The sequence below is a fragment of the Streptomyces winkii genome, assembly GCF_032248595.1.
In the GTDB taxonomy this organism is placed as follows: Bacteria; Actinomycetota; Actinomycetes; order Streptomycetales; family Streptomycetaceae; genus Streptomyces; species Streptomyces winkii.
Genome location: NZ_JASTTH010000003.1, coordinates 741,220 through 766,603, shown reverse-complemented (window position 1 = coordinate 766,603; position 25,384 = coordinate 741,220). Strand labels below are relative to the sequence as shown.

The 25,384-nt window shown below is 72.3% G+C and carries 21 protein-coding genes; 8 read left to right on the top strand and 13 right to left on the bottom strand.

Features of this window, described 5'->3' with window-relative positions; all coding sequences use genetic code 11:
- Positions 1-51: 51 nt before the first annotated feature.
- The 6 genes from QQM67_RS11830 to QQM67_RS11805 all read right to left on the bottom strand — a co-directional run bounded on the left by QQM67_RS11830 (position 52) and on the right by QQM67_RS11805 (position 10,013).
- Entirely contained in the window at positions 52-3,240 is a 3,189-nt protein-coding gene (locus QQM67_RS11830) for an SMC family ATPase (RefSeq protein ID WP_314173653.1), read from the bottom strand.
- Entirely contained in the window at positions 3,237-4,508 is a 1,272-nt protein-coding gene (locus QQM67_RS11825; protein WP_314173652.1) for an exonuclease SbcCD subunit D, read from the bottom strand. The genes QQM67_RS11830 and QQM67_RS11825 overlap by 4 nt, the downstream gene beginning before the upstream one ends.
- 275 nt (positions 4,509-4,783) lie before the next feature.
- Positions 4,784-5,596, bottom strand: a complete 813-nt coding sequence (locus QQM67_RS11820; RefSeq protein WP_314173651.1) for an SDR family NAD(P)-dependent oxidoreductase — start codon at positions 5,594-5,596, stop codon at positions 4,784-4,786.
- A gap of 35 nt (positions 5,597-5,631) precedes the next feature.
- Positions 5,632-7,476 (bottom strand): asparagine synthase (glutamine-hydrolyzing), encoded by a 1,845-nt coding sequence (gene asnB / locus QQM67_RS11815; protein ID WP_314173650.1) that lies wholly within the window; start codon positions 7,474-7,476, stop codon positions 5,632-5,634.
- 180 nt (positions 7,477-7,656) lie between these two features.
- The gene (locus tag QQM67_RS11810) at positions 7,657-9,231 is read right to left on the bottom strand and encodes a DHA2 family efflux MFS transporter permease subunit (protein ID WP_314173649.1); all 1,575 of its coding nucleotides are present in this window, start codon (positions 9,229-9,231) and stop codon (positions 7,657-7,659) included.
- A gap of 155 nt (positions 9,232-9,386) precedes the next feature.
- Complete coding sequence (locus QQM67_RS11805) at positions 9,387-10,013, bottom strand: YigZ family protein (protein WP_314173648.1); 627 nt, start codon at positions 10,011-10,013, stop codon at positions 9,387-9,389.
- A gap of 75 nt (positions 10,014-10,088) precedes the next feature.
- On the opposite strand from QQM67_RS11805, the gene QQM67_RS11800 reads away from it, so the two are divergent.
- Positions 10,089-10,496 carry a CoA-binding protein gene (locus QQM67_RS11800; protein ID WP_314173647.1) on the top strand — a complete coding sequence of 136 codons (408 nt, stop codon included), beginning with the start codon at positions 10,089-10,091 and terminating at the stop codon, positions 10,494-10,496.
- A gap of 34 nt (positions 10,497-10,530) precedes the next feature.
- Positions 10,531-11,022 (top strand): GNAT family N-acetyltransferase, encoded by a 492-nt coding sequence (locus QQM67_RS11795; RefSeq protein ID WP_314173646.1) that lies wholly within the window; start codon positions 10,531-10,533, stop codon positions 11,020-11,022.
- Positions 11,023-11,073: 51 nt separating this feature from the next.
- Here QQM67_RS11795 and QQM67_RS11790 read toward each other — a convergent pair whose 3' ends face one another.
- Positions 11,074-11,625, bottom strand: a complete 552-nt coding sequence (locus QQM67_RS11790; RefSeq protein WP_314173645.1) for a YbaK/EbsC family protein — start codon at positions 11,623-11,625, stop codon at positions 11,074-11,076.
- Between the two features lie 43 nt (positions 11,626-11,668).
- Positions 11,669-12,241, bottom strand: coding sequence for a helix-turn-helix domain-containing protein (locus QQM67_RS11785; RefSeq protein ID WP_314173644.1), 573 nt, complete (start codon positions 12,239-12,241; stop codon positions 11,669-11,671).
- A gap of 122 nt (positions 12,242-12,363) precedes the next feature.
- On the opposite strand from QQM67_RS11785, the gene QQM67_RS11780 reads away from it, so the two are divergent.
- The gene (locus QQM67_RS11780; protein WP_314173643.1) at positions 12,364-13,233 is read left to right on the top strand and encodes a DMT family transporter; all 870 of its coding nucleotides are present in this window, start codon (positions 12,364-12,366) and stop codon (positions 13,231-13,233) included.
- A 49-nt stretch (positions 13,234-13,282) separates the two neighbouring features.
- Here QQM67_RS11780 and QQM67_RS11775 read toward each other — a convergent pair whose 3' ends face one another.
- Positions 13,283-14,086 (bottom strand): acyltransferase, encoded by an 804-nt coding sequence (locus QQM67_RS11775; protein ID WP_314173642.1) that lies wholly within the window; start codon positions 14,084-14,086, stop codon positions 13,283-13,285.
- 57 nt (positions 14,087-14,143) lie between these two features.
- Here QQM67_RS11775 and QQM67_RS11770 point away from each other — a divergent pair, with 57 nt between their 5' ends.
- Positions 14,144-14,686 (top strand): gamma carbonic anhydrase family protein, encoded by a 543-nt coding sequence (locus tag QQM67_RS11770; protein WP_314173641.1) that lies wholly within the window; start codon positions 14,144-14,146, stop codon positions 14,684-14,686.
- Positions 14,687-14,726: 40 nt separating this feature from the next.
- On the opposite strand, the gene QQM67_RS11765 is transcribed toward QQM67_RS11770, so the two are convergent.
- From QQM67_RS11765 to tuf, 4 genes are all read right to left on the bottom strand, one after another.
- A complete protein-coding gene (locus tag QQM67_RS11765; protein ID WP_314173640.1) occupies positions 14,727-15,428 on the bottom strand; it encodes a DedA family protein in 702 nt (233 codons plus the stop codon).
- Positions 15,429-15,642: 214 nt separating this feature from the next.
- Complete coding sequence (locus QQM67_RS11760) at positions 15,643-16,098, bottom strand: DUF4442 domain-containing protein (RefSeq protein WP_314173639.1); 456 nt, start codon at positions 16,096-16,098, stop codon at positions 15,643-15,645.
- A gap of 64 nt (positions 16,099-16,162) precedes the next feature.
- The gene (locus QQM67_RS11755; RefSeq protein WP_314173638.1) at positions 16,163-17,011 is read right to left on the bottom strand and encodes a spermidine synthase; all 849 of its coding nucleotides are present in this window, start codon (positions 17,009-17,011) and stop codon (positions 16,163-16,165) included.
- A gap of 93 nt (positions 17,012-17,104) precedes the next feature.
- Entirely contained in the window at positions 17,105-18,280 is a 1,176-nt protein-coding gene (gene tuf / locus QQM67_RS11750; RefSeq protein ID WP_314173637.1) for an elongation factor Tu, read from the bottom strand.
- A 472-nt stretch (positions 18,281-18,752) separates the two neighbouring features.
- On the opposite strand from tuf, the gene QQM67_RS11745 reads away from it, so the two are divergent.
- From QQM67_RS11745 to QQM67_RS11730, 4 genes are all read left to right on the top strand, one after another.
- Positions 18,753-19,511, top strand: a complete 759-nt coding sequence (locus tag QQM67_RS11745; protein WP_314173636.1) for a TVP38/TMEM64 family protein — start codon at positions 18,753-18,755, stop codon at positions 19,509-19,511.
- Positions 19,512-19,589: 78 nt separating this feature from the next.
- On the top strand, positions 19,590-20,486 hold the full coding sequence (locus tag QQM67_RS11740) for an undecaprenyl-diphosphate phosphatase (protein WP_314173635.1): 897 nt from the start codon (positions 19,590-19,592) through the stop codon (positions 20,484-20,486).
- A 177-nt stretch (positions 20,487-20,663) separates the two neighbouring features.
- Complete coding sequence (locus QQM67_RS11735; protein ID WP_314173634.1) at positions 20,664-21,656, top strand: DMT family transporter; 993 nt, start codon at positions 20,664-20,666, stop codon at positions 21,654-21,656.
- Positions 21,657-22,942: 1,286 nt separating this feature from the next.
- Positions 22,943-25,024, top strand: a complete 2,082-nt coding sequence (locus QQM67_RS11730; RefSeq protein ID WP_314173633.1) for a bifunctional polysaccharide deacetylase/glycosyltransferase family 2 protein — start codon at positions 22,943-22,945, stop codon at positions 25,022-25,024.
- Positions 25,025-25,384: the final 360 nt, after the last annotated feature.

Genomic DNA, 25,384 nt, shown 5'->3' with positions numbered 1-25,384 from the left:
CCGTCAGCTGAATTTCCGCCGCCCGGCGATCGGCGGCGGGTGCCGCTCCCCTCAACTGCGGGCGGGTGCCGAGCGGTGGCGCAGCGCCGAGCCGTGCCGGGACTTGGTGACCTCCAGCTGTACGGGGATGCGCTGCCGCAGGTCGGCGACGTGGCTGACGATGCCGACGCACCGGTCGCGCTCCCGGAGGGAGTCCAGGACGTCGAGGATCTCGTCGAGCGTCTGCTCGTCGAGGCTGCCGAAGCCCTCGTCGATGAAGAGCGTCTCCAGCCGTGTGCCGCCGGCCTCGTCGGTGACGACGTCCGCGAGGCCGAGCGCGAGGGCGAGGGAGGCGGAGAAGGTCTCGCCGCCGGAGAGCGTGGCCGTGTCCCGCTCGGCGCCCGTCCATGCGTCGATGACGTGCAGGCCGAGCCCCGAGCGTGCGCGCCCGCCCGCGCGGGCGTCGGAGTGGACGAGGGTGTAGCGGCCGGCCGACATCCGGGCCAGCCGCGCGCTCGCGGCCGCGGCGACCTGTTCGAGCCGCGCGGCCAGTACGTAGGACTCCAGGCGCATCCGGCGCTCGTTCTCCGTGGAGGTGCCTGCCGCCAGGCCCGCGAGGCGTGCGACGCGCTCGTGCGCTTCGCGGACGGGCGCGAGCTCCCGTGCACCGGCGAGCGCCTGCCGGGTGAGCCCGTCGAGCTCCGCGCAGCAGGTGCGGGCGGCGTCCTCGGCGGCCGAGGCAGTACGCAGCCGGCGGGTGGCCTCGTCGGTTGCGCGCTGCGCGGCATCGGCGTCGGCGGGCGGCAGCGCCGCGGCGGCGGCCAGCTCGGGGTCCTTCAGCTCCGCGCCGACGGTGACCTCGATGGCCCGCCACTCCTCCAACCGGGCCTCCATGACGCCCTGTTCGGCATCGCTGAGCGTTGCCGCGGCCACTGCCGCGGGGTCTTCGAAGCCTGCCTGGGCCGCGGCGCGGGCGAGTTGGGCGGCGGTCTCCTCGACGTGCCGCCCGCTCTCGTGCGCCCTGCGGGTCGCCTCCGCCGCCTCGGTGAGCAGGCCGGTGCGCTGCCGCAGGGTCTCGGCCCGCTCGGCCACGCTCGATGCGTCACCGCGCGCCTGCTCCAACTCGTCGCTGAGCGTGGCCCGTTCGCGCTGAAGCGCCTCCCGGTGCGAGGTGCGTGCCGCGAAGCGCCGCTCGGCGGCCTGCTGCTGGGCGAGGCGCTCGGAGTGCTCCCGCTCGGCGCGCGCCAGGGCCTCGCGGGCGGCGTGGGCGTCGGCCGCTTCGTTGTGGGCGCGGGCATGCGCGTCCTCCCACTCGGCGACGGACGCGGCCAGCGCGTCCGTCTCCTCACCCGCCGACTCGGCGCGGGCCGCTGCGAGTTCCTCCCGTACACGGTGTGCCGCGGCGTCCGCCTCCTCGCGGGCCGCGTCGGCGCTGCGGTACGCGGCGAGGGCTCCGTCCTCGGCGGCCTGGCCGACGGCTCCTGCCTCGGGCCGGGCGGGGTCGGGGTGTGCGGTGGCTCCGCAGACGCCGCAGGGCTCGCCCTCGCGCAGTCCCGCCGCGAGTTCGGCGGCGATACCGCGCAGCCGCCGGTCCTTCAGCCGCAGCCACTCCTCGTGGGCGTCGGACGCGGCTTCGCGCGCTTTCAGCAGTTCCTGCTCGGCGTCCCGGCTGTGCTGCGTGAGTTCGTCGCGCCGCCGGGCCGCGGCCAGGCGCCGGCGCGCGGGCTCCAGCTGCCCGGCGAGCTGTTCGGCACGGGTGGCGGCTTCGTGGGCGGCGTCGACGCGCCGCTGGAGCGCGTGGCGTTCGCTCTCCCAGCCGGAGAGCCACTCCGAGGCCTCGCGCAGCACCTCGTCGTCCGTACGCGATTCGCGCTCCAGCGCGGCGAGTTCGGAGTCGACGGCGCGGAGGCGCTGTTCCGCGCGGCGGGCGGCCTCCAGGGAGCCGAGCTCCTGGCGGTACTCCCCCGCGAGGCGCGTCAGCTCCTGCGCGGATTCCTCGCGCAGGTCCAAGGGCAGCAGGGCGCGGTGGTGCCGCTGCGCGGACCGGGCCTTCTCGTCGGCCGCAGCGGCCGATTCGTGCAGGGCGACGGCCGGGGCGACTCCTGCGGCGGCGCGGGCCCGGTCGAGCCGCCGCCGCATCTCCTCGCGCTCGCCGGCGCGGGCTTCGAGCTCGCGGGCGCGCCGCTCGGCGTCGGCGAACTGCCGCTGCTTCCGGGCCAGTTCACGCGTCTCCTCCAGGCGCGACATGGCCGCGGCGTGGGCGGCCTCGGCGGTCGCCGAGGCGACGGCGGCGATGTCGAGGCGCTCCCGTGCCGTCGTACGGGCCAGGGCCGCCCACTCCAGTACGGCCTCGGTCAGGCCGGGGGCGCCGGGCGTCAGCACGTCGTCGTTCGCGGTCTGCCCCTGCGGGGCGCGACGGCGCTGCTCCGCCCGGCGGGCGGCGGGGTCGCGCTGGCCCGGCAGCCCGGACGCGCCGGACTCGCCCGGGACACCGGTCTCCCCCGAGGCGCCGGGGGTTCCGGGTGTCTCGGCCTCGCCGGCGAGCAGGACGCCCGCGCCCGCGAGGGCGTCGGGGCCGCCGCCGGTGCCGAGCGCCTGCCGCATCCGGTGGAGCAGGCCCAGCAGCGCCTCGTCCCCGGCACGCACCTCGTCCTGCGCGGTGCGGCGCATCCGCGCCAGCTGCTCCTCCGCCGCGGCGAACCGGCCCGTGTCGAAGAGCCTGCCGAGGAGCTTCGCGCGGTCCTCGGCGCTCGCCCGCAGGAAGCGGGCGAAGTCTCCCTGCGGAAGCAGCACCACCTGGCAGAACTGGTCGCGGCTCATCCCGGTGAGCTGCGCCACCTCCTCACCGATCTCCTGGTGGGAGCGGCTCAGGGCGCGCCACTCGGCGGCCCCCGCGTCGTACTCACGCAGCCAGGACTGGGGGCGCTCGCGCGTGCTGCCGCTGCCGCGCCGCTTGGGGCGGTTCTGCTCGGGACGGCGCGTGATCTCCAGGCGGCGGCCGGAGACGGTCAGGTCCAGCACGACCTCGGTGAGGGTGCCCGGTGCGGCGTGATCGCTGCGCAGCGTGCCGCCCGGCTGCTGGCGCGCTCCGGGGACCGTGCCGTAGAGGGCGAAGCACACGGCGTCGAGCACGGAGGTCTTGCCGGCGCCCGTCGGGCCGTGGAGCAAGAAGAGCCCGGCGGCGGACAGTTCGTCGAAGTCGACGTGCTGGGTGCCGGCGAAGGGCCCGAAGGCGGTGACCGTCAGCCGGTGCAGCCTCATCCGCGGGCCTCCGCCTGCTCCGGGAGGAGCCCGTCCGGGCGGGGCCCGGAGTCGTGCCGGGCGCCGGTGCCGTGGTCGGCGCGGGCACCAGGCGGCGGGCTGTCGCGTGCCGCCTCCGCCGCGTCCTCGGCGCGGGCCGCCTCCAGGGCCTCGCCGAGCATGCGCCGCTCACGGCTGTCGGCTTCCCGGCCCGTACGGACGTGGCCCACGAAGTCCTCTGCGATCTCCTGGTCGCTGCGCCCCTTCAGCCGCCGTGCGTACGAGGCGGGCGCCCGTGTCTCCGCCCCCGGCTCCGGGTCGAAGACGAGGCTCACGATGTGCGGGAAGCGCTCGGACAGTTGGGCCATCGGGGCGTGCGGCCGTGCCGCGTCGGTGAGCGTGGCCTCCACCCATGCCTCCTCGTACGGGGTGTGGACGGGATCGTTCAGCAGCTCGTCGAGGCCGCCGCGCAGCCGGGCCAGGGGCCGCGGGACGGGGCAGTCGATGCGCCGTGCCTCGACGCCGCCCGCCGCGTCGAGGTCGACGAGCCACATCGACTTGCGGTGCGCGGCCTCGGAGAAGGAGTAGGCGAGCGGGGAGCCCGAGTAGCGCACACGCTCGCTGATCGTCTGGCAGCCGTGCAGATGGCCGAGCGCGGCGTAGTGCACGCCGTCGAAGACGGACGCGGGAACGGAGGCGACTCCGCCGACGGTGATGTCCCGTTCGCTGTCCGAGGACTCGCCTCCGTGGACGAAGGCGTGGGCGAGCACGACGGAGCGGGTGCCGGGCCGCCGGGTCTCGAGATCCGCGCGCACCCTGTCCATCGCGGCCCGGAGCACCGCCGTGTGGCCGCCGCCCTCCGCGCCGAGGGCGGCGGAGACGAGCGCCGGCTCCAGGTAGGGCAGCCCGTAGCAGGCGACGTCGCCGTGCGCGTCGGAGAGCAGCACCGGGGTGCCGCAGCCCTCCGGGTCCGTACGCAGATGGACACCGGCGTGCTCCATCAGCCCGGAGCCGACGCCGAGGCGCCGGGCCGAGTCGTGGTTCCCGGAGATCATGACAGTGGGCACGCCCAGCTGCGCGAGCCGGTGCAGGGCATCGTCGAAGAGCGAGACGGCCGCCAGCGGGGGGACCGCCCTGTCGTAGACGTCTCCCGCGACGAGGACTGCGTCGGCCTGCTCCTCCTCCACGGTGGCCAGCAGGTGGTCGAGGAACTCCCGCTGTGCGTCGAGCAGACTGACGCGGTGAAAGCTGCGCCCCAGATGCCAGTCCGATGTGTGCAGCAATCTCACAGCACTGCTCCCGCCCGCACGCGCGCTCCTCCTGATCGTCAGGCCGACTGAACACCGACTGGTTTATCAGCAGGCACTGACAACGCAGGAATCACCTCGTACGGCGGCGAGTTCGCCGCACCTCTCCCGGCCTCGGTCCCAACGGCCGTGCGGCGCGGCAGAACTGACCGGATTTCAGCGCTCGGGACCGCCGGCAACGCCGGCAACGTCCCGGCAACAACCCGCCCCGGGCCCAAGCGCCTTCGCCCCGGGCCGAGTTCGACTCGCCGAAGCCCTCACCCCGCCGCGGGCCGCAGCCGCAGCCCCTGCATCCCCCCGTCGACCGCGAGTTCCGTCCCCGTGGTCGCACCGGCCGACGGCCCGGCGAGGTAGCACACCGCGGCGGCCACCTCGCCGGCGGAGACCAGCCGTCCCGTCGGCTGCCTCGCCTCCAGGGCGGCCCGCTCGGCGCCGGGATCGGGAGCGGACTCCAGGAGCCGCCCGATCCACGGGGTGTCGACCGTCCCCGGATTGACGCAGTTGACGCGGATGCCCTCGCGGATGTGGTCGGCGGCCATCGCCCGCGTGAGGGCGAGCACGGCGCCCTTGCTCGCGGAGTAGAGAGCGCGCTGGGGCAGGCCCGCGGTCGCGGCGACGGAGCAGGTGTTGACGATGGCCGAGCCGGTGCCCGGACCCGCGCCGTCGCCGTCGCCCGCGGCGGCTCGCCGCAGCAGCGGCAGGGCTGCCGCACTCGTACGGGCCATGCCGGTGACGTTGACGTCCAGGACGCGCCGCCACTCCTCGTCGTCGTTGTCCTCGACGGTGCCCTGCGCGCCGATGCCGGCGTTGTTCACCAGGACGTCCAGCCGCCCGAAGCGCTCCTCGACACCCTCCAGGGCGGCGTTCACCGACGCCCTGTCGGTGACGTCGCAAGGCAGCCCGAGGAGCCCTTCCGGCAGCGCGTCTCCCGCGATGTCCAGGACGCACACCCGCGCGCCCCGCCGCGCCAGTTCCCGGGCCACGGCCAGACCGATGCCGGAGGCGCCCCCGGTCACGGCGGCGACCCGGCCGCCGAACTCGCCCTCGGTGGATGCCGCTTGCTGTGCCATAGCCGCTTCGCCGTCCGTCGTTCGTACGTGCTGACTCAGGAGAGCGTAAGGGCAGGCCCGTACATGTCGATCCAGAGGGCGATGTCGAGAGCGTGCTCCAGACCGTGCCTGCGGGCGGGGGAGATCCCCGCGGCGTCCGTCTCCACGGCACGCCGCAGCCAGTCCCTGCTGACGAGGTCGAACACCGGGTGCGAGGGCGCGGCCAGCACCTCGGCCGCGGACTTCTGCACAGCGGTGACGTAGCCGGGGTCCTGCGTCGAGGGGTACGGGCTCTTGACCCGGTCGTAGACGGAGCGCGGCAGCACGTCGGCGGTGGCCTCGCGCAGGAGGCTCTTCTCCCTGCCGTCGAAGGACTTCAGGCTCCACGGCGCGTTGTAGACGTACTCCACGAGCCGGTGGTCGCAGAAGGGGACGCGCACTTCCAGCCCGACGGCCATGCTGGCGCGGTCCTTGCGGTCCAGGAGCACGCGGACGAACCGGGTCAGGTGCACATAGCAGATCTTCCGCATGCGGAACTCGAAGTCGCTCTCGCCCGCGAGGCGTTCCACGCCGGAGACGGCGTCGTCGTAGGCGTCCTGGGTGTAGGAGTCGAGATCGAGTGCCTTGCGGGTCTCGTCGGTGAGGAACCCGCCCTGTTCCCCGGCCATCTCCTTCAGCCGCACCAGCCAGGGGAAGGTGTCCGCCCGCTGCGCGGCCGGGTCGAAGAACTGCTTGTAGCCGCCGAAGACCTCGTCGGCGGACTCGCCGGACAGCGCGACCGTCGAGTGCTCGCGCACCGCCTTGAAGAGCAGGTACAGGGAGGTGTCCATGTCGCCGAAGCCCATCGGCAGGTCGCGCGCCCGTATCATCGCCGACCGCAGCCGCAGATCGGCGAGTTCGCCGGAGCCGAGGACGATGTCCTCGTGCCGTGTCGCCGCGCTCTTCGCGACGTCGTGCACGAACGGCCCGTCGGGGGTGTCCCGCAGGGCGTCGGCCACGAAGTTCTCCGTGTGCCCGACGAAGTCCACGGCGAAGCTGCGGACGCTCTCGCCCTGCGCGGCGAGCTGCTGCGCGGCCATCGCGGTCAGCGCGGAGGAGTCGAGGCCGCCGGAGAGCAGGGTGCAGCGCGGTACGTCGGCGACGAGCTGGCGGCTGACGATGTCTTCGAGCAGGTCGCGTACGTGGGCGACGGTCTCGTCCCTGCCGTCGGGGTGCGGCCTGGTCTCCAGGGACCAGTAGCGCGTCGTGCGGATGCCGCCCTGCCCGACGGTCACGACGGTGCCCGGCTCGACCTCGCGCATGCCCTCCCAGATCGCCTGCCCCGGCGTCTTGACGAAGGTGAACAGCTCGCGCAGTCCGTCCGGTCCGACCGCGGGGCGGGCCAGCGGATTGGCGAGAATCGCCTTGGGCTCCGAGCCGAAGAGGACGCCGTCGTCCGTCGGGTAGTAGTACAGGGGCTTGATGCCCATGCGGTCGCGGATCAGCACCAGCTTCCGCTCGCGCTCGTCCCAGACGGCGAACGCATACATGCCGTTGAGGCGTTCGGCCACCGCCTCGCCCCACTCCAGATAGCCCCGCAGGACGACCTCGGTGTCGGAGCCGGTGCCGAAGTGGTGGCCGCGGGAGCGCAGTTCGCTGCGCAGGCCCTCGAAGTTGTATGTCTCGCCCGAATACACCATGGCGGCCGTGCTGTCCGACGACGCCTCGGCGCTCATGGGCTGCCGTCCTCCGGGCAGATCGATGACCGCCAGCCTCCGGTGGCCGAGCGCGGCCGGCCCCTCGATCCAGGTGCCGCTGTCGTCGGGGCCGCGGCAGGACATCGTCTCCGTCATCGCCTCGACGGTCTCGCGTTCACGCGACAGGTCGCGCTCGTACGAGACCCAGCCGGCGATTCCGCACATGCTCTCCCCCTCCGGGCCGGCCGCCCACGGGCACCGGCCGCTGGACAGTTGTATTAGGCAACTACATCGCCAGCATCAGCCCGGACCGCTCTCCGGGTCAACTCGGCCCCGGCGCCGACCCGTTCGTTTCCGGACGCTCGCGGCGCGCGGCACTCCGGCCTCCGTCCGGCCGGTGCGCGCTCACGCCTCCTCCTCGGCCCCCTCGCCCGTCGTACGGCCGGCCACCAGGTCTTTCGGGCGCCCCCGCTGGTACAGAAGAGCCGAGACGACCAGGCCCGTCGCGAAGAATCCGGTCGCGGTCCAGTAGGCGACCGCGAAGCTGTGGACGTTCGCCCGCGCCATCAGGTCCGGGGTGCGCGGGTGGCTGCGCACGTAGTCGGTGACCGCCTCGGCCGCCATGGTGTTGAACAGGGCCGTGCCGACCGAACCGCCCACCTGCTGCATCGTGTTGACGGTGGCGGAGGCGACCCCCTGGTCCCGCTTGACGATGCCGAGCGTGGCCAGGCTGATCGCCGACGGCATGACCAGCCCGAGCCCCACTCCCAGCACGAGCAGCGGCGGCAGCACGTGTGCCGCGTAACTGCTGTGCAGGCCGAGGGCGGTGAGCCAGATCAGCCCGGCCGACGCCATGCCCATTCCGGTGGGGACCACGGTCTTGGGCCCGATGCGCGGGATCAGCACGTTCGTCGAGAGCTGCGCCGTCGCCATCAGCGCGCCGACCATCGGCAGGAAGGCCAGACCGGTACGCAACGGCGAGTAGTCCAGCGTCCGCTGGAGGTAGAACGTCAGGAAGAGGAAGACGCCGAAGATGCCCGCGCCCGCGATGAAGATGCTGATGAAGGACGCGGCGCGGTTGCGGTCCCGCACGATGCGCGGCGGCAGCAGCGGATTGTCCGCGCGCGACTCGTGGACGACGAAGGAGGCGAGGAGCACGGCGCTGACGGTGAGGGACCCCCAGCACCGCCAGTCGCCCCAGCTCTCGGTGTCGGCGCTGGAGAAGCCGTAGACGAGGCAGAACAGGCCGCCGCCCACGAGCGCCGTGCCCGTCAGATCCAGCGTGGGACGGCGCGTGGGCCGGTGCGGTGGCAGGATCGCCATGCCGCACACCACTCCGACGACGGCGATGACGACGTTGACGTACAGCGTCCAGCGCCACGTCAGATTCTCGGTGAGCACGCCCCCCAGCAGGAGCCCGATGGCGCCGCCGGAGCCCGCGATGGCGCCGAAGACGCCGAACGCCCGTGAGCGCTCACGTGGTTGCGTGAACGTGGTGGTCAGCAGGGACAGCGCGGACGGCGCGAGCAGGGCCCCGAACATGCCCTGGAGGGCACGGGCGCCCACCAGCGCCATGAAGCTCCCCGCGGCGCCGCCCAGGGCCGAGGCGGCGCCGAATCCGATGAGGCCGACCACGAACGTACGGCGGCGCCCGATCAGGTCCGCCAGCCGGCCGCCGAGCAGGAGCAGGCTGCCGAAGGCCAGCGTGTAGGCCGTGATGACCCACTGGCGGCCGTCGTTGGAGAAGCGCAGGTCCCGCTGCGCGGAGGGCAGCGCGATGTTCACGATCGTCGCGTCCAGGACGACCATCAGCTGGGCCAGGGCGATCACCGTGAGCGCCCACCAGCGGTGGGGCGTGCGGTCCTCCTCGCCCGGGGCGGCGGGACCGGGGTCTGAACCGGAGTCGGGGCCTGAACCGGGGCCAGGGCCGGGACCACCGGTGCCGCCGCCGGCAGACGGTCCGGTCGGTCTGGGGGGCATCGGCGGACCTCTCGGCTCCACGGCTGACGGAACGGGGCACCTTGGCGGTATTCGTCACGCTATGTCCGTATCGAGGGAGCCGCAAAAGATCGGACGCCGGGGTGGGGAGGCCGGTTGGGCGGGCGCGGACCGGAGGCTGGTGAGGGCGGAAGAGGTCAGGGGCTGCCGTAGGTCTCGCCGCCGACGGCGAGGCGTGCCGTACCCGCGGTGCTGTCCGCCAGCCAGCCGCGGAACTCCTCCAGTTCCGACTCGGGCAGGCCCAGCCCGATCGTGACCTCCGCCCCGTAGTCCACCTCGCGGACCGAACGCCCGGCCGCGCGAAGGTCGTTCTCCAGCCGCCCCGCGCGCTGGTGGTCGGTGGTGACGGTCACCAGCAGGTGGCGCTGCCGGACGCATGTGCCGACGGCGTCCAGGGCCTCGCCGACGGCGCCGCCGTACGCGCGGATCAGTCCGCCGGCGCCCAGCTTCGTACCCCCGAAGTAGCGCGTGACGACGGCGACCGCGCAGCGGATCCCGCGGCGCGTGAGCATCTGGAGCATGGGCAGGCCCGCGGTGCCGCCCGGCTCTCCGTCGTCGTCGGACTTCTGCACGCCGCCGTCGGCGCCGATGACGTACGCCCAGCAGTTGTGCGTCGCCCCCGGGTGCTTCGCGCGCACCCGCGCGATGAAGGCCTTCGCCTCCTCCTCGGTCGCCGCGGGAGCCAGGGCGCACACGAAGCGCGAGCGGCTGACCTCCGTCTCGTGCGTGCCTTCGGCGGCGACGGTGACGTACTGCTCCTGCATACCGGAACCCTACGTGCGGCCCCGCGGCGGCAGCGGCCGGGAATGAGCGGGCCGCTGACGCCCGTTGAAGAGGGCATGTACGCAGACGCGGAGACGGTACGCAGGATTCTGACGGAGTCGGGCGACACCTGGGCGGTCGTCGGCCTGTCCACGAACAGGGCGCGCGCGGCGTACGGCGTCGCAGGCGTGCTCCAGCGCTTCGGCAAGCGCGTGGTGCCGGTGCATCCCAGGGCCGAGACGGTCCACGGCGAGCAGGGCTACGCGACGCTGTCCGACATCCCGTTCCCCGTCGACGTCGTGGACGTCTTCGTCAACTCGGAACTGGCGGGGAAGGTCGCCGACGAGGCCGTGGAGGCGGGAGCGAAGGCCGTCTGGTTCCAGCTGGGCGTGATCGACGAGGCCGCCTACGAGCGCACCCGCGCCTCGGGGCTGGAGATGGTCATGGACCGCTGTCCGGCGATCGAGATCCCGAAACTCGGATGAGCGGCACGGGCCGCCGTCGCTAGGGTGCGTGGCCGTGATCAGCACACGGATGGCAGGCCCGGACGACGCCCCGGAGCTGGTGCGGCTGCGCCGGCTGATGTTCCTGGGCATGCACGGGCGGGACGAGCCCGGCCCCTGGGAGCGTGACGCCGAGCGCATGGCCCGCCGGCGGCTGCGGCCGGACTCCGCCGGCGAGACCACGCTGGGCGCCTTCGTGGTCGACGGCGACGAGCCGGGCCCGCCGCATCTGGCCGCGTGCGCGGTGGGCACGGTCGAGGAGCGCCTTCCCGCGCCGGAGCATCCGGCCGGACGCTTCGGGTTCGTCTTCAGCGTCTGCACGGACGAGCGGTACCGGGGGCGCGGCTACGCGCGGGCGACGACCGAGGCGCTTCTGGACTGGTTCGCCGAGCGGCACGTGACGCGGGTCGATCTGCATGCGAGCGGGGACGCCGAACACCTCTACCGGGCAATGGGGTTCGCCGAGCACTCCATCCCGCTCTCGCTCGACCTGACGCGGCGCGGCTGACGGCGCCCGGGCCCCGGGACCGGACCTTCGAGGACCCGGAACCCTGGCCGCTCAGATGCCCAGGTCCTCCATGACGACGGCTCCCGGCAGCCCGGCCAGCGCCTTGCCCGGCACGATGAGCTTTTCGCGGCGGCGCCCGCTGCCGATCAGAGTCCACGTCAGATCGGCGACCGCCGCGTCGACGAGCAGGGGCCAGCCCTCGGGGAGTCCGATCGGCGTGATGCCCCCGTACTCCATGCCCGTCTCCTCGACGGCGGTGTCCATGGGCGCGAACGACGCCTTGCGCGCCTGGAGTTGGCGGCGGACGGCACCGTTGACGTCGACGCGCGTGGTGGAGAGCACCACGCAGGCGGCGAGAGTGCGTTCACCGCCGCGCTTCGCGGCGACGACGACGCAGTTGGCCGACGCTCCGAGGAGGTCCTCGCCGTAGTGCTCGACGAAGGCGGCCGTGTCGGCCTTGGCGGGGTCGGTGTCGACGTAGAGCAGCTGGTCGGCCGGAACTGCGCCCTTCCAGGCGCGGATCGCGTCGGCCGCCGGCCCGGTGAAGTGCTCGGTCCGCCCGGCGGGAGCGGCCGAGTCGAAGTCTCCGATGGGTGCGCGCATGCGCGGCACGTTAACACCGGGCGGCTAAGCGCGGGAGCGCCGGTCAGCGGGGGGCGGGCACGGAGATGGCCATGGTCATCTCGACCGGTTCGGCGCCCTGGTTGCTGTAGCCGTGCGGCACGTGCGCCTCGAAGGAGGCGGAGGTCCCCGCGGGCACCTCGTAGTCCTGACCCTCGACGCTCAGCGTGAGGCTTCCCTCGCGTACGTGCACGAGCTCGGTGGTGCCCGCCGGGTGGGGATCGGAACGGCTGCCCTCGCCGGGCATCAGCCGCCACGACCACAGCTCCAGCGGGCCCGGAGACTCCGCACCCGCCAGCAGCGTGCTGTGGCTGCCCGCCTCGGTCGACCACAGCCGCACCGCCTGCTCCGCCGGTACGAGCCGCACCTGCGGCTCCTGGTCGAAGTCGAGCAGGGTCGTGATGCTCACGCCGAGTGCGTCGCCGACCTTGACGATCGTGCCCACGCTGGGGTTCGTGCGGCCCTGCTCGATCTGGATGAGCATCCCCCGGCTCACGCCCGCCCGGGCCGCGAGGGCGTCGAGGGTGTAGCCGCGTTCCTGGCGCCTGCGCTTCAGATTGCGGGCCAGGGACTGCGTGAGGTGGTCGAGGTCCGTCACGGGCTCCGTACACCGTCCAATATTCTGGATGACAGAGTTCAGTTTCGTAAACTACGGTGAGCTGTGCTTCCGTCTTCGCGCTTGTTCGCGCTCGTTCACGTCACAGTACTGCGAGGTGCTTCATGACCGCCGCACTGGCCCTGGTCACCAGCCTGATGTGGGGGCTCGCCGACTTCGGGGGCGGGCTGCTGACGCGGCGCATGTCCGCGCTGACCGTCGTCGTGGTCTCCCAGGCGCTCGCGGCCGTCGTGCTGCTGGCCATCGTCGTCGCCACGGGCGGCTGGAGCGAGTGGGGCGGGCAGCTGTGGTTCGCGGTCGCGGCCGGAGTCGTGGGGCCGGTGGCCATGCTCTCGTTCTACAAGGCGCTGGCCCAGGGCCCGATGGGCGTCGTCTCGCCGCTCGCCTCGCTCGCCGTCGTCGTTCCCGTCGCGGCCGGGCTGGCCATGGGGGAACGTCCCGGCTGGGTCCAGGCCGCGGGGATCACCGTCGCCGTGGCCGGTGTGGTTCTCGCGGGCGGCCCCGAGCTGCGGGGTGCGCCGGTGCAGCGCAAGACGATCGCGCTGACGCTCGTCTCGGCGCTGGGCTTCGGCGCGGTGATGGCACTGATCGAGCACGCGGGAACGGGCACCATGGCGGGCCTCTTCCTCGCGCTGTTCGTGCAGCGTGTATGCAACGTCGCCGTGGGAGGCGCCGCTCTCTGGGCGCAGGTCCGGCGGGGGACCCCGGCGCTGCCCGCGGACGGAGGCGGCCGGGCCGTGGCCGCCGCGCTGCCCGCCCTGGCCTTCGTCGGCCTCGCCGACGTCGCCGCCAACGGCACGTACATGCTCGCCGCTTCGTACGGGCCGGTGACCACGGCCGCCGTGCTCGCCTCGCTCTATCCCGTCGTCACCGCGGTCGCGGCGCGGGGCGTACTGCGGGAGAGGCTGCGCGCCGTGCAGACCGTCGGGGCGGGTCTCGCGCTGATCGGCACGGTGCTGCTGGCCTCGTCCTGACGCCCGAGCACGGCGCGGGCACTCGCGGCCGGCGTACGTCCCGCGGGCTCTACTCCCCTTCCCCCGCGGCGAGTTCGGAGGCGGCCAGGAGCTGCTGCGGCGTCACGCCGTCGGGCACCGGCGCCGGCGCGGGCGTCCGCAGGGGCGGCTGCCAGCCCCGCTCGCCCTCCCAGCGGCGGACGATCCGCGCGGGAGCGCCCGCCACCACGGCGTGGCCGGGCACCTCACCCCGTACGACCGAACCGGCGGCGACGACCACGTTACGGCCCAGCCGCGCCCCCGGCAGGATCACCGCTCCCGCGCCCAGCCAGCTGCCGCTGCCGATCTCGACGGCGGCGCTGCGCGGCCACTGCTTGCCGACGGGCTCGTGCGGATCGTCGTAGGAGTGGTTGGTCGAGGTGATGTAGACGTACGGGCCGCAGTACACGTCGTCGCCGAAGGTGACGGCGCCCTGCACGTCCGCGATGACGTGGCTGCCCCGGCCGAGCACGACCCCGTTGCCGAGCGTGAGGAGCGCCTCCGGGCCGAGGTCCAGGCCCGGCAGCATCCCGGCTGCGAGCGTGACCTCCTGTCCGACGACGCAGTGGTCCCCGAGCTCGATCCAGGGCGTGCCGAAGACCGTGCCCTGCGGGAAGGCGAGCCGGGTGCCGGTCCCGATGCGCCGGAAGGCATACGGTCCGGGGCGCTCGGCCGAGATGGCACCGGCGTACTGCGCCCGCCGCCATATGCCGTGCACCGCGCGGGACGCGAGCGCGGCGAAGGGTTTCCGGATCGATGGCACGCCGTCACGGTAGTGCGGCCCGCCCCGGGCGGGACCGCGCAGCCCGTGTGATCTTCCGCCCACCCATCGCATACGGTTCAGGGAGGGGGCCGGTGACGATCCGGCCGGGGATCGAGCGGAGACGAGACGATGACCGAGCAGCGACCGGTGATCGCGGCAGTGAGCGGCAAGGAGCCCAAGCTCGACGAGGACGCGTATGCCGCACCGACGTCGGTGGTCGTGGGGTCCGTGACCTTGGGTGCCGCCTCCAGCGTCTGGTACGGGGCCGTGCTGCGCGGGGACTGCGACGTGATCACGGTCGGCGACGGCTCCAACATCCAGGACAACAGCACTGTCCACGCCGACCCGGGCTTCCCCACGCACATCGGCGCCCGCGTCTCCGTGGGGCACAACGCGGTGCTGCACGGCTGCACCGTGGAGGACGACGTCCTGGTGGGCATGAGCGCGACCGTCCTCAACGGCGCCCGCATCGGCTCGGGTTCGCTGATCGCGGCGCACGCACTCGTACCGCAGGGCATGCACGTACCGCCGGGGTCACTCGTCGCGGGCGTACCGGCGAAGGTCAAGCGGGAACTGACGGCGGAAGAGCGGGAAGGCATCAAGGCCAACGCCGAGCTGTATCAGCACCTGGCGCGCGAGCACCGCGACGAGAGCTCGCCGGCCGGCGGCTGAGCGGAAGGGCCCGAGGCCCTGCGGGCGCCGCCGGATACCGTCAGTCTCCGGTACGGGCCGCGCCCGAGCCGGCGCGGTCCTCCTGTCCGGCCCCGGCTCCGGGTTCGCCCGCTGCGGCCGCCGCGGCCGCATGTTCGGCGTCGGCCTTACGTGCGCGCCGCCGCAGCACGATCATGGAGCCGAGCCCGAAGAGCAGGGCGACCAGGAGGCCCATCCAGGAGAAGCGCTTGAGCCAGGCCTCGGCGACGATGCCGACGTAGTAGATGACGGCGGTCGTACCGCCGGCCCAGACGATGCCGCCCAGCACGTTCGCCGTGACGAACTTCCAGTACGGCATCCGCAGCACGCCCGCGAGCGGCCCGGCGAAGATCCGCAGCAGCGCCACGAAGCGCCCGAAGAAGACCGCCCACATCCCCCATCGCTCGAAGGCCCGTTCAGCCGTCGCGACGTGGTGCGGCCCGAAGTGCCGTGGGAACTTCCCGCCGAGCCAGGTCAGCAGCGGCTTGCCGCCCTTGCGCCCGATCGCGTAGCCGATGGAGTCCCCGATGATCGCGCCCGCGCTGGCGCAGGAGCCCAGGATGAGGGGGTCGATCTCGCCGTGCTGGGAGGCGAGGAGCGCGGAGCTGACGAGGACGATCTCGCCCGGGAGCGGAATGCCCAGGCTCTCCAGCCCGATGACCACTCCGACCAGGAGGTAGACGCTCACGGCCGGCACGCTCTCGAGCCACTCCTGGACGTGCAACTGGGCTTCCTCCCGCCGGTGTTGGGCGCGGGGAGGCGTCGGTCGGCCGCGTCCCGCGCACGCGCCCGGAAGTCCGCGGGCACGTGTGCGGGAAGCCTACTCGATGCGATGGAACGAAGGTCGGCGCCGCGGACGGCCGCAGCAGGTCAGGGGCTGCGCCCGGCGGCGGTTCCGGCTCGTCGGAGCCACTTAGAAGCAGCGGGGCCGCGCGGGCTCAGCCGTGCGGGCGCAGCGTCCAGACGATGGTCATCTCGCCCGTGACGGCGCCGTCCTCGCGGGCGATCTCCACCTCCACGGGGAATTCGGGCCGCTCCCCCGCGTCCAGCTCCGCCAGTACGTCCGCGACCGGCCGGCCCAGCACGGCGGTCGCCGTCACGCGCCCCATGGCCAGCTTCTTGTATCCGATCTCGGCGCGTACGGCCAGCGGAACCGCGCGCTGCAACTGGTCGCCGAACGCGGCGAGGACGATGGCCCCGCTGGCCGACTCGGCGAGCGTGAACATGGCGCCGGCGTGGGGCCCGCCGACGTGGTTGTGGTAGGCGCTCTGGTCGGGCAGCGCGACGACGGCCCGCTCGGCGCCCGTCTCGATGAACTCGAGTCCGAGGGTGCGGGCCATGGGCACCGTGTCCGCCATCATCTGGCCGATGGACGGAAGGGAGTCTGTGGACATGAAGCGAAGTTACCACTCAGTACCTATGTGCGGCCAGGGCGGCTCTGCCTGAGCACCGTCGTCCTCAGCCGATGGTGAAGGCGCCGTCCGGCGGCTCCGGGGAGGGTGCCGCATCGCCGTCCCCGACGGGTGCGGCCCCGCCCGTCAGCCGCTCAAGAGCCGCCCCGTGCTCGACCCGTGCCGGGAAGACGTCCGACGCGGCACGACGGGCCAGCGCGTCGACGGGGAACGGCTCGTGCGACGCCACCAGCACGATGTTGCCGAAGCGCCGGCCGCGCAGCACGGACGGCTCGGCGACGAGGCACGCATGCGCGAACGCCGTCCGGAACGTGGCGACTTGGGAGCCGGCGAAGCGGAACGGCACGGCGTCGGCCACGTTGACCACGCAGACGCCGCCCTCCCGCAGCACGCGGCGGACGGCCCCGGCGTAGGAGACCGTCGTCAGATGCGCCGGCACATGCACTCCGCCGTAGACGTCGGCGATCACGACGTCCGCCGACGCGGCCGGCGACGCGTCGAGGAAGTCGCGCGCGTCCTGGGCCGCCAGCTCGATGCCCGACGCCGGCGGCAGCGGCAGGTGCTCCTCGACGAAGGCGAGCAGCTCCGCATCGGTGTCGGCGACCCGCTGCCGTGAACCCGGCCGGGTCGCCGCCACGTACCGGGGCAGGGTGAGGGCGCCGCCGCCCAAGTGCACGACATCCAGGGCCTGTTCGGGCGGCGCCGCCAGATCCAGCACGTGGGCGACCCGGCGCGCGTACTCGAACTCCAGATACGTGGCGTCCCGCAGATCGACGTACGACTGGGGCGTGCCGTCGACCGTGAGCAGCCAGCCGCCCTCGTGGTCGACGTCGGGCAGCAGCTTCGCGGTGCCGCCCTGGACGGCACGCGTGACGGGTATCGGCTCCTCGTCCACCGTGCCATTGTGCCGCCGGCCCGGACGTGCGAAGCCATGCCTGCACACGTCCGGGCCGGGGTCACGCCGGGCGACGGCCCGGATCGCCGCCGCTCATTCCTCGCCGACGCCGGTGACGGTGCCGGCACCGACGGTGCGGCCGCCCTCGCGCACGGCGAAGCCGAGACCTTCTTCGAGCGGCACCTCGTAGCCCAGCTCGACGGTGAGCGTCACGGTGTCGCCGGGCAGTGCGACGCCGTCGTCGCCGAGCGTGACCTCGCCGACGACGTCCGCCGTGCGCAGATAGAACTGCGGACGGTAGCCGCTGTGCACCGGGGTGCGCCTGCCGCCGTCCCGTGTGGAGAGCAGCCGGACCCGCGCGGTGAAGCGCCTGCGCGGCGTGAGGCTGCCGGGCACGGCCACGATGTGACCGCGCCGGACCGCGTCCCGTGGCACGCCGCGCAGCAGCAGCGCGACGTTGTCCCCGGCCTGGGCCTCCTCCATCGGCTTGCCGAAGGTCTCGACGCCCGTCACGACGGTCTCGGTGCCGGCCCCGAGGACCTCGACCTTGTCGCCGACGCGCACCGTGCCGCGCTCGACGGCTCCGGTGACGACGGTGCCGCGACCGGTGATGGTCAGCACGCTCTCCACCGGGAGCAGGAAGGGCGCGTCGAGATAGCGCTCCGGGACGGGGACGTAGGTGTCCACGGCGTCCAGCAGCGCCTCGATCGCTCCCGTCCAGCGCGGGTCGCCCTCCAGCGCACGCAGCCCGGAGACCCGTACGACGGGAAGGGTGTCCCCGGCGTACCCGTGTGCGGTCAGCAGCTCGCGCACCTCCAGTTCGACGAGCTCCGTCAGCTCTTCCTCTCCGGCGTCCGCCTTGTTGAGCGCGACGACGATGTGCTCGACGCCGACCTGCCGCGCGAGAAGCACATGCTCGGCGGTCTGCGGCATCACGCCGTCGACGGCGGAGACCACGAGGATCGCGCCGTCGAGCTGGGCGGCGCCGGTGACCATGTTCTTGATGAAGTCCGCGTGACCCGGCATGTCGATGTGCGCGTAGTGCCTGGTCCCGGTCTCGTACTCGACGTGGGCGATCGTGATCGTGATGCCGCGGGCCGCCTCCTCTGGCGCCTTGTCGATGCGGTCGAACGGTACGAACGCGCCGCTGCCGCGGTCGCTGAGGACCTTGGTGATGGCCGCCGTGAGGGTCGTCTTGCCATGGTCGACGTGGCCCATCGTGCCGATGTTCAGATGCGGCTTGGTGCGCACGTACGCCTGCTTGGCCATGTTCTTCGTTCTTCCTCGTCAGATGCGCCGCTCGGCGCGAGGTGGGATCGGGACCCCTGAAGCCGGCCGACCCTCCCCCTGAGGGGTCCTCGGTGCGATCCGGGAAGGGTCAGCCTCGGGCGCCGTCGGCGGCCATGGCGGCGGCAGCGCCTGCGGCCGAGGCGGCCGTGACGCGGCAGGTGATCGAGAAAGCGGCAGCCCTCGGCGTGCCCGCTGCCGCGGGCCGTGCCGTGTAAGGGGTCTGCCGGAACATGACCATGATGGTGGCGCCCCAACGGCCGTACGTCGACTGATTTTTCTCACGCCCGGACCCTCGCTGCCGGGCCGTCCGGCCGTACGGCGAAGCCGCCGCTGAGAGGGGGTGCGGTGCGTCGCAGGCCCGTCCCGGCCGTCGCAGCTTGTGACCGCTTCGCACCGGAGCGATGCGGTTCTCGCCCGGCGGGCGGCCGCATCTGTCGGTTACGCTCGCCGCGTGTCCGTCCCCTCGCAGCAGTCAGGCGGTCTCCCCAACCGGTTGGCGCAGACGCTGCTCTCCCCGAGGTGCCGGCTCGTGGTGTTGCTGGTACTGCTGTGCGCCGCGGGGATATCGATGCTGGTGTACGAGCCGCAGCGGTTCGTCACCCACGGACTGCCGGCGCATCTCTCGGGCGGCCTCGCCGGCGTCCTGTTCACGGTGGCGTACGGGCTGTGCACCGCTGCCTTCGTTCCGCGTCCCGTCCTCAACGTCGCCGCCGGAGCCCTCTTCGGGGCACAGGCCGGCACGGTCGCGGCCGTCGCCGGTACGGTCATCGGCTCCGCGCTCGCCTTCGGGCTCGGCAGGATCCTCGGCCAGGACGCGCTCCGCCCGCTGCTGCGGGCCCGCTGGCTGACCGCCGCCGACCACCAGTTGAGCCGCCACGGCTTCCGCTCGATGCTGATCGTCCGGCTGCTTCCCGGTGTCCCCTTCGCGGCCTCCAACTACGGTGCCGCCGTCTCCCGCATGGGATGGACGGCCTTCCTGACCGCGACGGCCGTGGGCGTGGTGCCCAACACGGCCGCCTACGTGATCGCCGGCAGCCACGCCGCCGCACCCACCTCGCCCGTCTTCATCGCCGCGTTCGGCTTCATCGCGCTCTCCGGTCTCGGAGGCGCGGTCCTCGCGTGGCGCAAGCGCGCGCTGCTGAGGGTGGCCGCGCCGCACCGTACCGCCGTCGACGGGAGCCGGTACGGCGGGGACGTCTCCCGTTCTTGAGGCCGCGTCAACACGCCATCCGGGTGGCTGTAGTCTGCTGCGCGTGATCATTGCCGCGGCGAGGACGGGTCAGCGTAAATGTCTTGGTTCGAATCGTTCATTCTCGGGCTCGTCCAGGGACTGACCGAGTTTCTCCCCATCTCCTCGAGCGCCCATCTGCGGCTCACCGCGGCGTTCGCGGGGTGGCACGACCCGGGTGCCGCGTTCACCGCCGTCACGCAGATCGGCACCGAGGCAGCGGTCATCATCTTCTTCCGCAAGGACATCTGGCGGATCATCTCCGCGTGGTGCCGCTCCCTGGTCGACCGCTCGATGCGGCACGACCACGACGCGCAGCTGGGCTGGCTGGTGATCATCGGCTCCATCCCGATCGGCGTTCTGGGGCTGCTGTTCAAGGACCAGATCGAGGGCCCCTTCCGCGATCTCCGGCTGATCGCGACCACGCTGATCGTGCTGGGCGTCATCCTCGGCATCGCCGACCGGATCGCCGCCCGCGACGCGAACAAGGACAAGGGCCGGCACGGGCGTTCGCGCAAGACGATCGAGGAACTGTCCGTCAAGGACGGCCTGCTCTACGGCTGTGCCCAGGCGCTGGCGCTGGTCCCCGGCGTCTCACGGTCGGGCGCGACCATCAGCGGCGGACTCTTCATGGGCTACACGCGCGAGGCCGCCGCCCGCTACTCCTTCCTCCTCGCCATCCCGGCGGTCATGGCCTCCGGCTTCCTGGAGCTGACGGAGATCGGCAAGGGGCACGTCTCGTGGGGCCCGACGATCTTCGCGACGGTTCTCGCCTTCGTGGTGGCGTACGCGGTGATCGCCTGGTTCATGCAGTACATCTCCACGCGCAGCTTCATGCCGTTCGTGATCTACCGCGTCCTGCTGGGAGTCGTGCTGCTCATACTCGTCGCCACGGGCGTCCTCACCCCGCACGAAGGCGCCTCGTCGGGCGGTGGCGGCGTCTCCTCGGGCGGCTGAGCGCGGCTCGGCGGCAGTCGGGCCCGGTCGGCCAGTCAGCCCTGCGGTGCACATGAGTCCGCGTGTGTACTCCTGAGGCCGTACGGCAGGACTCACCCGCCGGACGAGGACAGCGCGCGGAACACGAGGCATCGTTGACGGTATGAACCGGATGTGGACATTCCGCCTGGATCGTCCGTGAGTGCCCTTCTGGCAGCGGTGCTCCTGTCGGTGGTGTCGGCCGTCTGCTACGCCACCGCAGCCATCGTCCAGGAACGCATCGCGGCGACGACACCGCCCAGCCGGTACGGGCTGCTGCGCTCGCCCCGCTGGTGGGGAGCGGTCGCGCTGAACAGCCTGGGCGCGCTTCTGCACGTGGGGGCGCTGGGGCTGGGGCCTCTCACCGTCGTGCAGCCGCTCGGGGTCCTCACGCTGGTGCTGGCGGCGCCTCTCGCCGCCGTACTGGTACGACGTCCGGTCAGCGCCGCGGCGTGGCACGGCATCGTCATCGTCTCGGGCGGCCTGGCCGTGCTCCTCGTGCTCACCGGATCCACGCCTGTACGCGGTCTCGGCGGGGCCGAGCAGTTCGCCCTGGCGCTGGCGGTGGCCTGCGCGCTCGCGCTGCTGCTGGTGACCGCGACGACCGTGGGACGCCGGGTACGGATGCTACGGTCCGTCACGCTCGCGGCGGCGGCGGGCGTGGCCTACGGCGCCGCGTCGGTATTCATCAAGACGGTCGCCGACACCTGGCACGCCTCCCTCCCGGGCTTCCTCGCCACCGCGCCCCTGCTGGCGCTGATCGGCGTGCTGGCGGCGGGCGGGCTGGCGGCCTCGCAGGCCTCGTACCGGGGCGGCGGGCTGGCCGCGCCGCTGGCGACGATGACGGTGGTCAATCCGGCGTTCGCGGCCGCCGTCGGCATCATCATGCTCGGCGAGGGGTTCCGGTTCGGGACGCCGGGCGCCGTGGGGGCGCTGATCGCCGGCGCCGTGACCGCCTGGGGGCTGCTCGTGCTGTCGGCCGACAGCGCCGGGCACAGGCTGAGACGGTCCAGACGTCCGCAGGTTCCCGTCGAGGGGCCCGGCCCGGTGGTCATCCGCGCTCCCGGACGGCTGTCCGGCGCGGTGCATCAGGCCGTGGACCGGATGCCTCCCGTGCGGCCGCACATGCGAACGCCCGCGTCGCGCCGCTGAACACCCGGAATTCCGGCGGCCGTTCCGCGGTCGCCGGGGCATTCATGTACCGGGGTCGCTGACGGCCTGCGCGCAACACTGCGGGCACAGGATCTTCACACTGAGTTCATATTCGCTGCGTCCGGTGACGGGCGGCGCCGACCGCGTGCCGAATGTCGTGTTTCAGTGGATGCCTCCCCTTCATTCGGGCTCATAGAATTCGTCTCCGAATGAGGGAAAGAAAAGCTCTTTTCCGCAAGAAGGGTTACGCCAGGTATTCGCAAGTTCCTTGTGGAATTCGGGCCGGACTCGCAGCAATACATGGTGGGGGTGACCCGCCGGTATAGACCGATCGCTTCAAGCCAAAGTCCTGGGGCGGTGCGGCCGATTCACGTCGAGGCGACCACCTGTCAAGTCACCATGAAAAGGGCAGAACGGGATGGCATCCGTATGCGCTTCCGCGGTCCGCACGGCCTCGGTCCGACTACCCGCCCGGTGCGCTCAATTCGCCTCTGAACAGGGGTTCTTCGGCATCTCGGGCTGCTCCCCCGGACACCGGAAACCGACACGGAGAGCCCGTTCGTAAAGTCGCCGCGGTGTGCCGGGGCGGATTTCCGCGCCACCTGTCCTCAGCTTGTCGCTGCGGTCAGGACAAGCCCTTCGTTCCGCACCCCAGCACACGGCAGCTCAAAAGCGGCATCATGCCGTGAGGGGACCGGGGGGAACCGACCAGCCCGATCAAGAGTGGTGGACCATGCGATTCAGAAGACTTCTCAGCGACCCCCCGACCAGGGCGACACAGTTCACAGATGGATTACTGAATCTTTCCGCGTCGCTCGTGTTCTCGGCTGGCTACACTCACGCCCCATGCGATCCATGAACCACAGCCGGCGGAGGCGTGCAGACGAGAATCACCCGATATTCATTGCCAGTTCAGGTCGGCGGAGACGTCTCGTCCGATATGCGGCAGTGACGGTCGGGTGCGCCTGCACCGGGTACATGGCGCTCTTCGTAGCTGTGTTCGGTGGCGTGCACCAGCCGTCGGGGAATCAGCCCCCGCGTATGGACGAGCCGCTGCCGAGCAGCTCTTCACAGGACGACTCCGATGTACCGGCGGGTGCGCATTTCCCGGCCCGCTCAGCCTCCCCCCACAATTCGTCCTCCCCCCACAACCCCTCCCCCCACAATCCCCCGGGTTCGACCAAGCCCGGCGGCAAGACCACACCCCCCACCCCCTACACCGGCCACGAGCCTCAACAGACCACCCCCACGCCTGCCACCTCGGCCCGTCCCGGCGGCTCGTCCAGGTGAGCCGGCACGCGCTGCGACGCGACCCGCGCGGGCACTGGCTGCTGCTGGTGCTCTTCCTCCCCGTGGTCACAGCGGCCCTGCTCTTCGAGGGCTGGACCAACCACGAGGTCGACGCCGCACGCAGCAAAGCCCCCTGCAACACCCCGATTCCCCGTGCCGCCGACAACGGGGACCCGGTTCTGCGCCTCGACGGCGACAAGGTGCAGACGGCCTCGATGCCGGCCCGCACCGCCGCACTCACGTTCAACGGCGGGCCGGACCCGGCGTGGACACCGCGCATCCTCGACCTCTTGCGCGATCACCACGCCAAGGCCACGTTCTTCGTCTACGGATCGCAGGCGACCCGCCATCCCGAACTGGTCCGGCGCATCCGCGCCGAGGGCCACGAGATCGGGTCGTACACGTACACGGGCGGCGACCTCGGCATCGCCTCGCCCATCCGCTCCCAGCTGGAGCTCTCGCTCACCCAGACCGCGCTCGCCGGCACGGCGGGGGTGAACACGAGTCTGCTGCGCCTCCCCCACACCAAGGCGGCGGACACGATGTGCGGAAAGGAGTGGACCGCGGCACAGCGCAGTGCCGAGCAGGGCTATCTCCTCGTCGCCACCGACCACAAGTCCCGCAAGCCCTCGCAGGGAGTGATACGGCAGTTCAGTCACACGGATCTCGGTTATCACGAAGCTGAGCAATTGCTGGGCAACCGGAACGTGGACAAGTTCACCACCGTCACAGGGGGGTTGGGGCAGCAGTCCTCGATGACGACGGTGACCGCGGACGAGCGGCTGCGGGGTGAGGGGCTGATATGGGCGCGGACCCTGGGCAGCTTCTTCACCAGCGCGATGGCCTGGGCCCTGGGCATCGCCGGAGGTCTCGGCGTGCTGCGGCTGCTGATGCTCGTCCTCTTCGCCCGGGTCCACATGCGGCGCCTCCAGAGGTTCCGTCCGGGCTCGCCCTGGCTGCGGGAGGTGACCGAACCGGTCACGGTGCTGGTTCCCGCGCACAACGAAGAGGCCGGGATCGAGGCCACGATCCGCTCGCTGCTCGCCTCGACGCACCCCTACCTCCAGGTCGTCGTCGTCGACGACGGGTCCACGGACCGGACCGCTCAGATCGCCGAGGGCGTGCGCGACCCGCGCGTGACGGTCGTACGGCAGCCCAACGCGGGGAAGCCCGGAGCGCTCAACACCGGTCTGGGCTACGCGCGTCACGACATCGTCGTGATGGTCGACGCGGACACCGTCTTCGAGCCCGACGCGCTCTACCGCCTCATCCAGCCGCTCGCGCATCCCGCGATCGGCGCGGTGAGCGGCAACACCAAGGTCGGCAACAGGACCAGGCTGCTGGGCAGATGGCAGCACCTGGAGTACGTCTTCGGGTTCAACCTGGACCGGCGGATGTTCGAGGTCCTGGAGTGCATGCCGACCGTGCCGGGCGCCATCGGTGCCTTCCGCCGCGACGCCCTGATGGGCATCGGCGGCGTGAGCGACGACACCCTGGCCGAGGACACCGACCTGACGATGGCGCTGTGGCGGGCGGGATGGCGCGTCGTCTACGAGGAGTCCGCGATCGCCTGGACCGAAGTCCCGGCGAGCCTGGGGCAGTTGTGGCGGCAGCGCTACCGCTGGTGCTACGGCACGCTCCAGTCGATGTGGAAGCACCGGCGCGCCGTACTGGAGGTCGGCCCGGCCGGGCGCTTCGGGCGCAGGGGGCTCAGTTATCTGGCGCTGTTCCAGATCGCCCTGCCTCTGTTCGCGCCGGTCGTCGACGTTTTCTTCCTGTACGGAGTCTTTTTCCGCGACCCGGCGCAGGCCGTGGGAGTCTGGCTCGGCTTCATGACCGTCCAGATGGTCACGGCCGCGTACGCGCTGAAGCTGGACAACGAACGGATGCGCGAGCTGTGGGCGTTGCCGCTCCAGCTGTTCGTCTACCGGCAGTTGCTGTATCTGGTGATCATCCAGTCCGTGGTGACCGCCATGCTCGGCAACCGCCTCAAGTGGCAGCGCATGCGCCGTACCGGCACGGCCGACGAGTACCTGCTCAGCGAGCCCGTACAGCGCAAGAGTCTGATGTCCAAGTGAACGACCGCACCTGACCGAATCGACGTGACCGAGGGAGAGTCGGACCATGAAGGACCCACTTGACCAGTGGGCCGAGGGTGAGACGCCTGGCGCGTATCAGGGGGATTCTCCGGGCCATACCGCCGAACTGGCCGGCGAGTGGAGGCACTACGGGCCCGGGGGCGCGAGCGTTCACGGGTGGAGCGGCACCGGCCAGGGCTGGGCCGTCTCGGACCCGGTGAACGTGAGGGGCCCGTCGCGTCACGGGGATTCGGACGTGCCGCTGCGCCCCTCGTGGGAGACCCGGGAGACGATCAGGGGCGAGGTGGCCGGATCGCGGACGGAGCCGGCGGGACGTCAGGCCGCCCCTCCCGTCCAGAA

Coding starts and splice junctions, on each gene's coding strand:
- QQM67_RS11800 (WP_314173647.1), top strand. CDS start 10,089: ATGTACGCAGACGCGGAGACGGTACGCAGGATTCTGACGGAGTCGGGC.
- QQM67_RS11790 (WP_314173645.1), bottom strand. CDS start 11,625: ATGCGCGCACCCATCGGAGACTTCGACTCGGCCGCTCCCGCCGGGCGG.
- asnB (WP_314173650.1), bottom strand. CDS start 7,476: ATGTGCGGAATCGCCGGCTGGGTCTCGTACGAGCGCGACCTGTCGCGT.
- QQM67_RS11770 (WP_314173641.1), top strand. CDS start 14,144: ATGACCGAGCAGCGACCGGTGATCGCGGCAGTGAGCGGCAAGGAGCCC.
- QQM67_RS11820 (WP_314173651.1), bottom strand. CDS start 5,596: ATGGCACAGCAAGCGGCATCCACCGAGGGCGAGTTCGGCGGCCGGGTC.
- QQM67_RS11805 (WP_314173648.1), bottom strand. CDS start 10,013: ATGCAGGAGCAGTACGTCACCGTCGCCGCCGAAGGCACGCACGAGACG.
- QQM67_RS11810 (WP_314173649.1), bottom strand. CDS start 9,231: ATGCCCCCCAGACCGACCGGACCGTCTGCCGGCGGCGGCACCGGTGGT.
- QQM67_RS11760 (WP_314173639.1), bottom strand. CDS start 16,098: ATGTCCACAGACTCCCTTCCGTCCATCGGCCAGATGATGGCGGACACG.
- QQM67_RS11775 (WP_314173642.1), bottom strand. CDS start 14,086: ATGCGATGGGTGGGCGGAAGATCACACGGGCTGCGCGGTCCCGCCCGG.
- tuf (WP_314173637.1), bottom strand. CDS start 18,280: ATGGCCAAGCAGGCGTACGTGCGCACCAAGCCGCATCTGAACATCGGC.
- QQM67_RS11780 (WP_314173643.1), top strand. CDS start 12,364: ATGACCGCCGCACTGGCCCTGGTCACCAGCCTGATGTGGGGGCTCGCC.
- QQM67_RS11740 (WP_314173635.1), top strand. CDS start 19,590: ATGTCTTGGTTCGAATCGTTCATTCTCGGGCTCGTCCAGGGACTGACC.
- QQM67_RS11830 (WP_314173653.1), bottom strand. CDS start 3,240: ATGAGGCTGCACCGGCTGACGGTCACCGCCTTCGGGCCCTTCGCCGGC.